10 protein-coding genes are annotated in these 12,831 nt (G+C 60.9%); 9 read left to right on the forward strand and 1 reads right to left on the reverse strand.

What is annotated here, in order from left to right:
* Positions 1-70: 70 nt before the first annotated feature.
* From AB7813_RS12970 to AB7813_RS12995, 6 genes are all read left to right on the forward strand, one after another.
* Positions 71-1,294 (forward strand): ABC transporter substrate-binding protein, encoded by a 1,224-nt coding sequence (locus AB7813_RS12970; RefSeq protein WP_439082975.1) that lies wholly within the window; start codon positions 71-73, stop codon positions 1,292-1,294.
* 160 nt (positions 1,295-1,454) lie between these two features.
* The gene (locus tag AB7813_RS12975) at positions 1,455-2,690 is read left to right on the forward strand and encodes an ABC transporter substrate-binding protein (RefSeq protein WP_439059526.1); all 1,236 of its coding nucleotides are present in this window, start codon (positions 1,455-1,457) and stop codon (positions 2,688-2,690) included.
* Between the two features lie 156 nt (positions 2,691-2,846).
* Complete coding sequence (locus AB7813_RS12980; protein WP_184511518.1) at positions 2,847-4,082, forward strand: ABC transporter substrate-binding protein; 1,236 nt, start codon at positions 2,847-2,849, stop codon at positions 4,080-4,082.
* A 176-nt stretch (positions 4,083-4,258) separates the two neighbouring features.
* Positions 4,259-5,500: an ABC transporter substrate-binding protein gene (locus AB7813_RS12985; protein WP_439062867.1), complete on the forward strand. Its 1,242-nt coding sequence runs from the start codon at positions 4,259-4,261 to the stop codon at positions 5,498-5,500.
* Between the two features lie 182 nt (positions 5,501-5,682).
* A complete protein-coding gene (locus AB7813_RS12990) occupies positions 5,683-6,924 on the forward strand; it encodes an ABC transporter substrate-binding protein (protein WP_439062868.1) in 1,242 nt (413 codons plus the stop codon).
* Positions 6,925-7,154: 230 nt separating this feature from the next.
* A complete protein-coding gene (locus AB7813_RS12995; protein WP_439062869.1) occupies positions 7,155-8,435 on the forward strand; it encodes a glycerate kinase type-2 family protein in 1,281 nt (426 codons plus the stop codon).
* A gap of 141 nt (positions 8,436-8,576) precedes the next feature.
* Here the strand turns inward: AB7813_RS12995 and AB7813_RS13000 are convergent, their stop codons facing one another.
* Positions 8,577-9,083 carry a MarR family winged helix-turn-helix transcriptional regulator gene (locus AB7813_RS13000; protein WP_120291784.1) on the reverse strand — a complete coding sequence of 169 codons (507 nt, stop codon included), beginning with the start codon at positions 9,081-9,083 and terminating at the stop codon, positions 8,577-8,579.
* 185 nt (positions 9,084-9,268) lie between these two features.
* Between AB7813_RS13000 and AB7813_RS13005 the strand changes: the two genes are divergently transcribed.
* The 3 genes from AB7813_RS13005 to AB7813_RS13015 are packed head-to-tail and all read left to right on the forward strand — an operon-like array spanning position 9,269 to position 12,818.
* The gene (locus AB7813_RS13005; protein ID WP_175368285.1) at positions 9,269-10,309 is read left to right on the forward strand and encodes a branched-chain amino acid ABC transporter permease; all 1,041 of its coding nucleotides are present in this window, start codon (positions 9,269-9,271) and stop codon (positions 10,307-10,309) included.
* Between the two features lie 5 nt (positions 10,310-10,314).
* Positions 10,315-12,090, forward strand: coding sequence for a branched-chain amino acid ABC transporter ATP-binding protein/permease (locus AB7813_RS13010; RefSeq protein ID WP_439062870.1), 1,776 nt, complete (start codon positions 10,315-10,317; stop codon positions 12,088-12,090).
* Positions 12,087-12,818, forward strand: coding sequence for an ABC transporter ATP-binding protein (locus tag AB7813_RS13015; RefSeq protein WP_439062871.1), 732 nt, complete (start codon positions 12,087-12,089; stop codon positions 12,816-12,818). The genes AB7813_RS13010 and AB7813_RS13015 overlap by 4 nt, the downstream gene beginning before the upstream one ends.
* Positions 12,819-12,831: the final 13 nt, after the last annotated feature.

Here is a 12,831-nt window from a genome sequence, read left to right on the forward strand (position 1 = left end):
ATCGCCGGGGATTTTTGTTGATGCACATGCCATTAACGCCTCGCGACTGCTGTACGAGGACCAACCCGGGATGCCTGCCTTTCGACCACGAACAATCTCGCTTGCCGCCGCACTGAGCATCGCCTGCGCCGGCCATGCCCTCGCGCAGAAGCGATACGATCCCGGCGCATCCGACACCGAGATCAAGATCGGCAACATCATGCCCTATAGCGGGCCGGCTTCGGCCTATGGCATCGCGGGCATCATCGAGGCCGCTTATTTCCGGATGATCAACGATCAGGGCGGCATCAACGGCCGCAAGATCAATTTCATCAGCTATGACGATGCCTATAATCCGTCCAAGGCGGTCGAGCAGGCCCGCAAGCTGGTCGAATCCGACGAGGTGCTCGTCGTGTTCAATCCACTCGGCACACCGTCCAATGCGGCGATCCAGAAATATCTCAACATCAAGAAAGTGCCGCAACTGTTCGTCGCCGCCGGCGCGACCTATTTCGGAAATCACAAGGCTTTCCCGTGGACCATAGCGTGGCAGCCGCCCTATGAGAGCGAGGGCCGCATCTATGCGAAATATCTGCTGAACGAAAAGCCCGACGCGAAGATCGCAATGCTCTATCAGAACGACGACCTCGGCAAGGACGTGCTGAAGGGCCTGAAAGATGGTCTCGGCGACAAAGCTGGAGGCATGCTGATCGCCGCCGAAAGCTATGAGGTCACCGAGCCGACCATCGATAGCCACATCATCAATCTGAAAGCCTCTGGCGCCGATACGTTCATCAGCGTCACGACACCGAAGTCGGCGGTCCAGAGTATCCGCAAGGTCTCCGAACTCGGCTGGAAGCCGCTCTACATCCAGGGCTATGCCAGCGCGTCGATCAGTTCCGTGCTGAAACCGGCGGGACAGGAGATTTCGCAAGGCATCCTGTCGGCCTATTACGCCAAGGACGGCTCAGATCCACAATGGGACAATGAGCCCGGCATGCAGCGCTTCTACGCGTTTCTCGCCAAATACGCGCCGGACGCCCGCCGCAACGACATCTCCGTGGTCTATGGCTACGGCGCAGCTCAGACCATGGTTCAGGTGCTGAAGCAGGCAGGCGACGATCTCACCCGTGCCAATGTGATGAAGCAAGCCGCCAGCCTGAAGGACTTCGCGCCGGACACGATGCTGCCGGGCATCAAGCTCAACACGTCCGCGACTGATTTCTACCCGATCGAACAGTTGCAGATGATGCGCTTCAAGGGCGACAAATGGGAGTTATTTGGCCCTGTGATTTCGGGCGAGATCAGCCGCTGAATTATACCGGGGGACGGCATATCCATTGCCCAATAAAGCAGCCCTTCGCGGTGTCGTCGCGAGGGGCTTTTTGTTGCCGCATACACGCGAACGGTGTTCAATCCGGCCGGAGCCGCAAAGGCCCGCAAAACAAGACGAATAAAAATCAGGGAGTTCTGAAATGCCTTCGATCCGATCGCGCGCACTGGCTTTGTCGGTTGCCGCGGCCCTCAGCGTCGCAGCCAGCGGCAGCGCGCTGGCCCAGAAGAAATACGACACCGGCGCCACTGACACCGAAATCACGATCGGCAACATTATGCCGTATAGCGGCCCTGCCTCATCCTACGGACTGATCGGCAAGACTGAAACCGCCTATTTCAAAATGATCAACGACCAGGGCGGCATCAACGGCCGCAAGATCAATTTCATCAGCTACGACGACGCCTATTCGCCGCCCAAGGCGGTCGAACAGGCCCGCAAGCTGGTCGAAAGCGACGAGGCACTGTTCATCTTCAATTCGCTCGGCACGCCGTCGAATACCGCGTTCCAGAAATACATGAATGCCAAGAAGGTGCCGCAACTCTTCGTCGCCACCGGCGCCAGCAAGTGGAACGATCCGAAGCACTTCCCGTGGACGATGGGCTGGCAGCCGAGCTACGCGGTCGAAGCACAAATCTACGCAAAATATCTGATGAAGGAGAAGCCGGACGCCAAGGTCGCGGTGATCTATCAGAACGACGATTTCGGCAAGGACTACCAGAAGGCGTTCAAAGAAGCGCTGGGTGCCAAGGCTGCCACGATGCTGGTCACGGAAGAGAGCTATGAGATTTCCGAGCCGACCATCGATTCCCACATCGTGAAAGTGAAGTCGCTCAATCCTGATGTTGTCGTCCATTTCGTAACGCCGAAATTCGCGGCTCAAGGCATCAAGAAGATCGGTGAACTCGGCTGGAAGCCGCTGCAGCTCGTGACCAATGTCAGCGTCTCCGTCGGAGCAGTGATGCAGCCGGCAGGCTTTGCCAATGCAGAGGGCGTCCTGTCGGCCGACTACCGCAAGGACGGCGCGGATTCGCAATGGAAAGACGATGCGGGCATGAAGAAATGGTCGGCCTTCATCGACAAATACATGCCGGGCGCCGATCGCACCGACAACAGCCTCGTCTACGGTTATGGCGCCGCGCAGACGCTGGTGAAGGTGCTGGAGATGTGCGGTGACAACCTGACCCGCGAGAATGTCATGAAGCAGGCGGCAAGCCTGAAGGACTTCGCGCCAGACACGCTGCTGCCGGGCATCACCATCTCCACCTCGGCCACCGACTATGCGCCGATCGCGCAGTTGCGGATGATGCGCTTCAAGGGCGACAAGTGGGAGCTGTTCGGCGAGGTGATCAATGCCGACACGACTGCGCCGGACTAGTACCGCAGCACTTTGCACTGCACCACCAAAACAATGGAGCCCCTGCGATTTGGTCGCAGGGGCTTATTCTTGTGACCGGCGCATCAGGGGTATTCAATGCGAACAGGAGTCGCAGAACTCCAACAAAGACCTGGGAAGAAATGATCAAGGAGATCCATGATGCTCGCACGATCCATGCGCCTTGCAGCACTGCCTGCTGCTATGGCGCTTCTGGCCGCCAGTGTATCCAGCGCGCTCGCGCAGAAGAAATACGACACCGGCGCCACCGATACTGAAATCAAGATCGGCAACATCATTCCTTACAGCGGCCCCGCATCTGCCTATGGAACGATCGGCAAAACCGAGACCGCCTATTTCAATATGATCAACGCACAGGGCGGCATCAACGGACGCAAGATCAATTTCATCAGTTACGACGACGCCTATTCGCCGCCGAAAGCCGTGGAGCAGGTGCGAAGGCTGGTCGAATCCGACGAGGTGCTGGTGGTGTTCAATCCACTGGGTACGCCCTCGAACACCGCGATCCAGAAATATCTGAACGGCAAGAAAGTGCCGCAGCTTTTCGTTGCCACCGGCGCCACCAAGTGGAACGATCCGAAGAACTTCCCGTGGACGATCGGCTGGCAGCCCTCCTATCAGAGCGAAGCACAGATCTATGCGAAGTATCTTCTGAAGGAGAAGCCGAACGCGAAAATCGGCGTACTTTACCAGAACGACGATTTCGGCAAGGACTATCTGAAGGGCTTCAAGGACGGCCTCGGCGACAAGGCAGCATCGATGATCACTATCGAGGACAGTTACGAGATCGCCGAACCGACCATTGACACCCATGTGGTGAAGCTGAAAGCTGCGAACCCCGACGTGCTGATGATCTTCACCACGCCAAAATTCGCGGCACAGACTATCAAGAAGACCGCCGAGCTTGGCTGGAAGCCGTTGCAGATTCTCGCCAATGTCAGCGTCTCCGTGGGAGCGGTGATGCAGCCTGCCGGCTTCGACAATGCGCAAGGCGTGCTGTCGGCCTCCTACACCAAGGACGGCACCGACTCCCAGTGGAAGGACGATCCCGGCATGAAGAAGTGGAACGCGTTCCTCGACAAATACATGCCGGACGCCAACAAGGCGGATTCGAGCACGGTCTATGGCTATGGTGCTGCGCAGACGCTGGTCAAGGTGCTGCAGATGTGCGGCGACGACCTGACCCGGGCGAATGTCATGAAGCAGACCGCCAGCCTGAAGGACTTTACCCCCGACACGCTGCTGCCGGGCATCACCATCAATACCTCGCCCACCGATTTCGCGCCGATCTCGCAATTGCAGATGCAGCGTTTCAAGGGCGACAAGTGGGAGCGCTTCGGCGAGATCTTCAGCGCCGACGCCGTCACGCAATAGCTCGGCTGCGGCAGCAGCTCTGCTGCATCAGCGAACACGAATTATACCGCTCTCGCGACCACGTCGCGGGGGCTTTTTCTTGCTGGCGATCCCGCGCGGGTGTTGAATGTCGTCAGGAGCCGCAGAGCTCCACGTCAAGAAACATGACACATCACAATTGATCAGGGAGATCAGAAATGCCTGCAATGCACTTGCGTTTGGCCACGTTTTCAGCCGCCTATTTGGCTGGCTTGGCTTTGCTCGCCGCATCCGCCACCGGGGCGCTCGCCCAGAAAAAATACGACACCGGCGCCTCCGATACCGAAATCAAGATCGGCAACATCATGCCCTACAGCGGACCCGCCTCCGCCTATGGCGTGATCGGAAAAACCGAGGAAGCCTACTTCAAGAAGATCAATGCCGCTGGCGGCATCAACGGTCGCAAGATCAACTTCATCAGTTATGACGATGCCTATTCGCCGCCAAAGACCGTCGAGCAGGCGCGCAAGCTGGTGGAATCGGACGAAGTTCTGCTGGTGTTCAACTCGCTCGGCACACCGCCGAACTCGGCGATCCAGAAATACATGAACAGTAAGAAGGTGCCGCAACTGTTCGTGGCCACCGGCGCCACCAAGTGGAACGACCCGAAGGACTTCCCCTGGACCATGGGCTGGCAGCCCAACTACCAGAGCGAGACGCAAATCTATGCAAAATATCTTTTGAAGGAAAAGCCCGGCGCGAAGATTGCCGTCCTTTACCAGAACGATGACTACGGCAAGGACTATCTCAAAGGTCTGAAGGACGGCCTTGGCGCAAAGGCCGCCTCGATGATCGTAGTGGAGGAGAGCTACGAGACCTCCGAGCCGACCATCGACAATCACATCGTCAAGCTGAAGTCGTTGAACGCCGACGTATTCGTCAACATCACGACGCCGAAATTTGCGGCGCAGGCTATCAAGAAGGCGGCCGAGATCGGCTGGAAACCGATGCACTTCCTCAACAACGTGTCCAACTCGATCGGCAGCGTGATGAAGCCGGCCGGCTTCGAAAACTCGCAGGACATTATTTCCGCAGCGTATCTGAAGGACGTCGCGGATACCCAGTGGAACAACGACCCCGGCATGAAGGAATTTCTCGCCTTCCTCGACAAGGATTTTCCGGAAGGCAACAAGCTCGATGGATTGATCGTTACCGGTTATGGGGTCGCCCAGACGCTGGTTGAGGTTCTCAAGAAGTGCGGTGACAACCTCACCCGCGAAAACGTCATGAAGCAGGCGGCCAGCCTGAAGGACTTCCGAACGGAGGTGCTGCTGCCCGGCATCAAGATCAACACATCTGCGACCGACTTTGCGCCGATCAGCCAGCTTCAGCTGATGCGCTTCAAGGGCGATAAATGGGAGCTGTTCGGCGAGGTCATTAGCGCTGACGTGGGTGGCTGATCGCCTTCATTCCACATAACGGAAAATACTAAGGCCCGCGTCAAAAACAGCGCGGGCCTTGTTGCGTTTTTGGTCGCTTTCCATTTGAGCCATTGTGCAATCGCGGTATGACTTATCTCGCAGGCGCAAAAGAGCCTGCAGAACAAGAAAATCTCGCCTTGCAAGCAAGGGAAGGAACTCAAATGTCTGCCACGTCCGCGCGGCTGTTGTCGCTCTCGGCCGCGATCATGTTGCTCGCCATTTCCTCGACCCACGTCCTCGCCCAAAAGAAATACGACACTGGCGCCAGCGACACCGAAATCAAGCTCGGCAACATCGTGCCCTATAGCGGACCGGCCTCGGCCTATGGCGCCGTCGGCAAGGCACAGGCCGGCTATTTCAAGATGATCAACGACAAGGGCGGCATCAACGGCCGCATGATCAACTACATCTCCTACGATGACGCCTATTCGCCACCGAAGGCTGTCGAGCAGACCCGCAAGCTCGTCGAGTCCGACGAAGTGCTCTTGATGTTCTCGGCGCTCGGCACGCCGTCCAATACGGCGATCCAGAAATATCTCAACGCCAAGAAGGTGCCGCAACTGTTCCTGGCCACTGGCGCCACCAAATGGGCCGATCCGAAGAACTTCCCCTGGACCATGGGCTGGCTGCCCAGCTACCAGAGCGAAGGCCGCATCTATGCCAAGTACCTCTTGAAGGAAAAGGCCGGCGCGAAGATCGGCGTGCTCTTTCAGAATGACGACTTCGGTAAGGATTATCTCAAGGGCGTCAAGGACGGCCTCGGCGACAAGGCTTCCTCCATCGTCATCGAGGAGAGCTATGAGCTGACCGAGCCGACCGTGGATTCCCACATCGTCAAGATGAAGTCGCTCAATCCCGACGTTGTCATCATCTTCGCGACGCCGAAGTTTGCCGCACAGACCATCAAGAAGATCGCTGAACTGGGCTGGAAGCCGACCATGATCGTTCCGGGCGTCAGCGTATCGATCGGCCAGGTGCTGCGTCCCGCAGGCTTCGAGAACGCGCAGGGCTTGCTCTCCGCGCACTACTCCAAGGACGCCACCGACCCGCAGTGGAAGGACGATCCGGGCATCAAGGCCTATCGCGAATTTCTCGCCAAATACGTGCCGGACGGCAACCCGTCGGATTCGTCGCTGATGTCCGGCTACAATATCGCCGAGACTATGGCGGTCCTGCTCAAGCAGTGCGGTGACGACCTCACCCGCGCCAATGTGATGAAGCAGGCGGCGAACCTGAAAGACGTCCAGCAGTCGACGCTGCTGCCGGGCGTCAAGGTCAACACCTCGCCCACAGACTTCTCGCCCATTGAGCAGATGCAGCTGATGCGGTTCGAGGGTGAGAACTGGAAACTGTTCGGCGACGTGCTGACCGGTGAACTCGGCGAAAGCGGCAAGGGCGGTTAGCTCTTACTTCCCCTCTCCCCCAGCGCAGCGAAGCTGCGCGCCGCGGGAGAGGGTGCCTGAGCGAAGCGAAGGCGGGAGAGGGCTCCTTGCTTCTTAAGCGAAGCCCCCCTCTCCCGTCTCGAACCGCTCCGCGGTTCGATCCACCCTCTCCCACCAGTCGCGACTGCGCCGCGTCCGGGGGCGAGGGGAAGCGCTTGCCGTCCCTGCCGTAGAGCGGCATAACCCCGAGCATGACCGACAAACGCCCCCTGCTCCGCGCAATTTTCGATGCCGCAGTTGCTGCGGCCCATCCCGATGTCATCCTCAGCGCCCACCTGCCGGCGCCGCCGAAAGGCCGCATCATCTGCCTCGCCGCCGGCAAGGGCGCCGCGGCCATGGCCGCTGCCGCAGAGGCGCATTATCTCGACACGCTGAAGCTCGATCCCGCGCGCCTCACCGGCATCGCCACCACGCGCCATGGCCATGGGGTGCCGACACGGCGCATTCGTGTGGTCGAGGCCGGCCATCCCGTGCCCGATGAAGCAGGCCTCAAGGGTGCCGATGACAGCCTCAAGCTCGCGGCGGAAGCCACTGCCGACGACCTGCTGCTGGTGCTGATTTCCGGCGGCGGCTCCGCCAACTGGACCGCGCCAGTGGCGGGCATCACCTTCCAGCAGAAGCAGCAGCTCAACCGCGCGCTACTTCGCTCCGGTGCGGTGATCGGCGAGATCAACACCGTGCGCAAACATCTGTCGCGTATCAAGGGCGGCCGCCTTGCCCGCGCTGGGCAGAAGGCCGAGATCGTATCGCTGGCGATTTCCGACGTGCCGCATGACGATCCCGCCGTGATCGCATCGGGACCGACGGTGCCGGATACAACAACGCTGGCCGATGCCCGTGCCATCATCGCGAAATTCAATCTCGCCATCGATGACGCCGTACGGGCGGCGCTCAGCGATGAGGCCAATGAAAGCGTGAAGCCGGATGACGCGGCATTCGCGCGCGCACGGTTCGAGCTGATCGCACGACCGCGCGAGTCACTCGATGCCGCAATCAAGGTGGCCAGTGATGCCGGCTATGAGATTGTCGATCTCGGCGCCGATCTCGAAGGCGAAGCGCGCGAGGTTGCCGCCGAGCATGCGAAGCTGGCGCTTAAGGCCAAGGCCGACGGCAAGAAGCTCGCGATCCTCTCCGGCGGCGAACTCACTGTGACCGTCACGGGCAACGGCCGCGGCGGCCCGAACCAGGAATACGCGCTGGCGCTGGTCGATGCTTTCAAGGATACCACCGGCATCGTCGCGCTCGCCGGTGACACCGACGGCGCCGATGGCGGCGCCGGCAGCGCCAGCGATCCCGCCGGCGCGGTCATCGATGCACGTACGTTCGAGGCCATGCGTGCGCAGAAGCTGGACGCGAAGGCGGCGCTGGCAAATAACGATGCGACGACGTTCTTCACCGCGACAGGCGATCTGCTGCAGACCGGGCCGACGCTGACCAATGTGAATGATGTCAGGGTAATTTTAGTGGATTGAGACTATCTCGTCATTCCGGGCCGCGAGCGCCACTTGGCGGTCGCGAACCCGGAATCCCGATATGAGTGTCACATGTCGAGGTTCCGGGCTCGGTCCCGTCGCCTGCGGCGCCGGTCCCGCCCCGGAATGACGGGTGTTTGGCTAAAAGTCCCTAGCAATCTTCGCCATCATCCCGAGCAGCGCCTTGTGCTCGGCCGGCCCCAGCACCTCGATCAGCCGCGCTTCATGCCGCGTCGCCACCAGCTTCTTGGCGCGGGCCAGCGTGGCACGCCCCTTGTCGGTGAGCATCAGCACATGGGAGCGGCGATCGCTCGGCGAGCGCATCCGCGTCAGCAAGTCGCGACTCTCCAGAGCGTCGAGCAGCGAAACGAAATTCGGACGGAGAATGCCGAGCGTATTGGCGATTTCGGTCTGGTTGCGGCCCGGGTTCTTGTCCAGCAGCAGCAGCACTGAGAATTGCGCCGGCGTCAGCTGCAACGGCGCCATGCAGCGCAGGAAGTCTTCAAACACCTTCAACTGCGCACGTTTCAGCGAATAGCCTAGCAGTTCGGACAGTTCGCCGAGCTGCAGCGCACCGCCCTCCTCGTCGAACCCGACGGGCGCGACCTGCTTGGCTTGATCCTGAGACGTCATCTTTGAAACAGTCATCGCTCGCTTTCCGCGATACCCGGCGGCTTGAATGAAACACCCGGTCGACGTGCGACAGGCCTTGAGATTATGTTCAATAATCGTTATGAAGTATATCAAATAGACGGCGGGTTTCAACCGCCATTGTTGATCGTCCCGCGCCTGTGGTATCCGGCGCGCCAGACAGTGTGGGGGAGCGCGCGGCTTTGAATACGACGATTTTGCTGTTCCTTTTGCAGGACGGCATCACCAATGGCGCGATCTACGCGCTGCTCGGGCTGGCCCTGGTGCTGGTCTTTGCGGTTACACGCATCATCCTGATCCCCCAGGGCGAATTCATCACTTTTGGTGCGCTGACCTATGCCAGCCTCTCGGCCGGCCAGATGCCGGGCACCATCAAGCTCGCCGTCGCCATGGGCGTCGTGGCCTTTGCCTTCGATCTCTTCACCTTCCGCAAGGCGCTCCATGCCAGGCGCGTACTGCGCTCGATTGCGGTCAACATCGTGTTCCCGCTGGCGATCTGGGGCGTGATGTGGGCGCTGGGTGGACGGCCGGGGAATATCGCCCTCAACATCGCCCTGTCGCTGCTGATCGTTGCCGCCATCGGCCTTTATCTCTATCGCATCGCGTTCCAGCCGATCGCCCACACATCGGTTCTGGTGCTACTGATTGCGTCGGTGGGCTGCCACCTGGCGCTGCAGGGCTTCGGCCTCGTCTTCTTCGGCGCCGAAGGCCAGCGCGGCCCAGCGATCTCCTCCGACGCTATCACCATCGGCGCACTGCGCTTCACCGGCCAGAGCATCGCCGTCTATGGCATCACCATCGCGCTGATCGTCGGGTTGTGGCTGTTCTTCGGCTACACGCTTTATGGCAAAGCGCTGCGCGCCACGGCGGTAAACCGCCTCGGTGCTCGCCTCGCCGGCATCCGCACCTCACTGTCGGGTCAGATCGCATTCCTGCTGGCCTCGGTCATCGGCGCCATCTCGGGCATCCTGATCGTCCCGATCACCACGCTCTATTACGACACCGGCTTCCTGATCGGCCTGAAGGGCTTCGTCGCCGCGATCATCGGCGGCCTCGTCAGCTATCCGCTCACCGCCGCGGCCGCGATCCTGGTCGGCTGCGTCGAGGCATTCTCGTCCTTCTATGCGAGCAACTACAAAGAGGTCATCGTCTTCACGCTGATCCTTCCGGTTCTGGTGCTGCGCTCGCTCGCCGCACCTGAAGTCGAAGAAGAGAAGGATTAAGCGCCATGGAACAGCGTCTCCTTCCCATTCTCGTTTTCGCGCTGGTGATGGCTGCGATCCCCTTCGTGCCGGGCGTGCCGCCATTCTGGATCGTGCTGCTCGACAATATCGGCCTCGCCGCGCTCGTCGCCATGGGCCTCGTGCTGCTCACCGGCGTCGGCGGCCTGACCTCATTCGGCCAGGCGGCGTTCTGCGGTTTCGGCGCTTATACGACGGCCTATCTCACCACCGCCTATGGAATGTCGCCGTGGCTGACGCTGCCGATGTCACTGATCGTCTCGGGCCTCGCCGCGGTGCTGCTCGGCATCATCACCATGCGTCTGTCGGGCCACTATCTCCCGCTCGGCACCATCGCCTGGGGCATCAGCCTGTTCTATCTGTTCAGCAAGCTGGAATTCCTCGGCCGTAACGATGGCATTTCGGGCATCCCGCCACTGTCGATCGGCACGTGGAAGATGCTGGATCCCGGCTCGATCTATTTCCCGATCTGGATCGCGGTCATCATCTGCGCGCTGTTGTCCATGAACCTTCTGGACTCGCGGACCGGCCGCGCCATCCGCGCGCTGCGTCGTGGCCATATCGCAGCCGAAGCATTCGGCGTGCAGACGGCGCGCGCGAAGCTCCTGGTCTTCATTTACGCAGCAGTACTCGCCGGCCTGTCCGGCTGGCTCTATGCGCATTTCCAGCGCGCTGCGAATCCGACGCCGTTCGGACCGCATCTCGGTATCGAATATCTGTTCATCGCGGTGGTCGGCGGCGCCGGCTATGTCTGGGGCGGTGTGCTCGGCGCCGCCGTGGTCGTGATCCTCAAGGAAGTCCTGCAGAGCTATCTGCCGCTGATCTTCGGCGGCGGCGGTGGCCAGCTCGAAACGATCGTGTTCGGCATCCTGCTCGTGGCGCTGCTGCAGCTCGCACCCACCGGCATGTGGCCGTGGCTGACCGCGTGGCTGCCGTCTGGCGACAGCCGCAAGCGCCCCGTGCCAGCCGATGCACTGCCCGCCCGCAACGACCACCGTCCGGACACCGGCGTCTTGCTGCAGGTCGACAAGGCGCGCAAGCAGTTCGGCGGCGTCGTCGCCGTCAACGACGTGTCGTTCAATGTGCAAGCGCGCGAGATCGTCGCTTTGATCGGCCCCAACGGCGCCGGCAAGAGCACGACCTTCAACCTCATCACCGGCGTACTGGCCGCGACCGCCGGCAAGGTCACGGTACTCGGCAAGAGTGTGTCCGGAGCGCCGCCGCAGGAGATCGTCAAGCTCGGCATTGCCCGCACCTTCCAGCATGTGAAGCTGGTGCCCGACATGACCGTGCTGGAAAACGTCGCCCTCGGTGCGCATCTGCGCGGACGTTCGGGCGCCATCGCCAGCATGCTGAGGCTTGACCGCGCCGACGAAGCGAAGCTGCTCGCGGAAGCTGCCAAGCAGATCGAACGTGTCGGTCTCGGCGACCAGATGAACCAGCTCGCAGGATCCTTGTCGCTCGGCCAGCAGCGCATCGTCGAGATCGCCCGCGCACTCTGCGTCGATCCGATGCTGCTGCTGCTCGACGAGCCTGCCGCCGGCCTGCGCCACATGGAAAAGCAACAGCTCGCGACGCTGCTGCGCCAGCTCCGCGACGGCGGCATGTCGGTGCTGTTGGTCGAACACGATATGGGCTTCGTCATGAATCTCGCCAATCGCATCGTAGTGCTCGATTTCGGCACCAAGATCGCCGAGGGCACGCCTGCCGACATCAAGACCAATCCCGACGTCATCAAGGCCTATCTGGGAGCGGTCGCATGAGCGCATTGCTGCAAGTCACCGATGCGCATGTCGCCTATGGCAAGGTCGAGGCCGTGCGTGCGGTCAATCTCGAGGTTCGCGCCGACGAGATCGTCACGATCATTGGCGCCAACGGCGCCGGCAAAACCACGCTGCTCAATGCGGTGATGGGTATCCTGCCGCTGAAAGGCGGCGTGACATTCGCCGGACAGGACGTCTCCAAGATCGACATCGAAGACCGCGTCGCTGCCGGCCTCAGCCTCGTGCCCGAACATCGCGAATTGTTCGCCACGATGAATGTGGAAGACAACCTGCTGCTCGGCGCCTTCCGTATCGACAAGGCCACTGCCGCGCGATCTTTCGAGCACGTCTACACCCTGTTCCCGCGCCTCAAGGAACGCCGCAAGCAGCTCGCTGGCACACTCTCGGGCGGCGAACAGCAGATGCTGGCCATGGGCCGTGCGCTGATGGGTGCACCGAAACTCCTAATGCTCGACGAACCAAGCCTCGGCCTCGCCCCGATTATCGTTGCCGACATCTTCCGCATCGTCAGTGAACTCAGAGCGGCCGGCGTCTCGGTGCTGCTGGTCGAGCAGAATGCGCAGGCGGCACTGAAGATCGCTGACCGCGCTTATGTGATGGAGCTCGGCGAGTTCATCCTGGATGGCGCCGCCAGCGACATCGCCAGCAACCAACGCGTAGTAGCGAGCTATCTGGGTTTCCAGCACGAAGGCGAGAGCGCGATCTAGTCGGGATGCGCGC

Source organism: Tardiphaga sp. 20_F10_N6_6 (genome assembly GCF_052076045.1).
Lineage (GTDB): Bacteria > Pseudomonadota > Alphaproteobacteria > Rhizobiales > Xanthobacteraceae > Tardiphaga > Tardiphaga robiniae.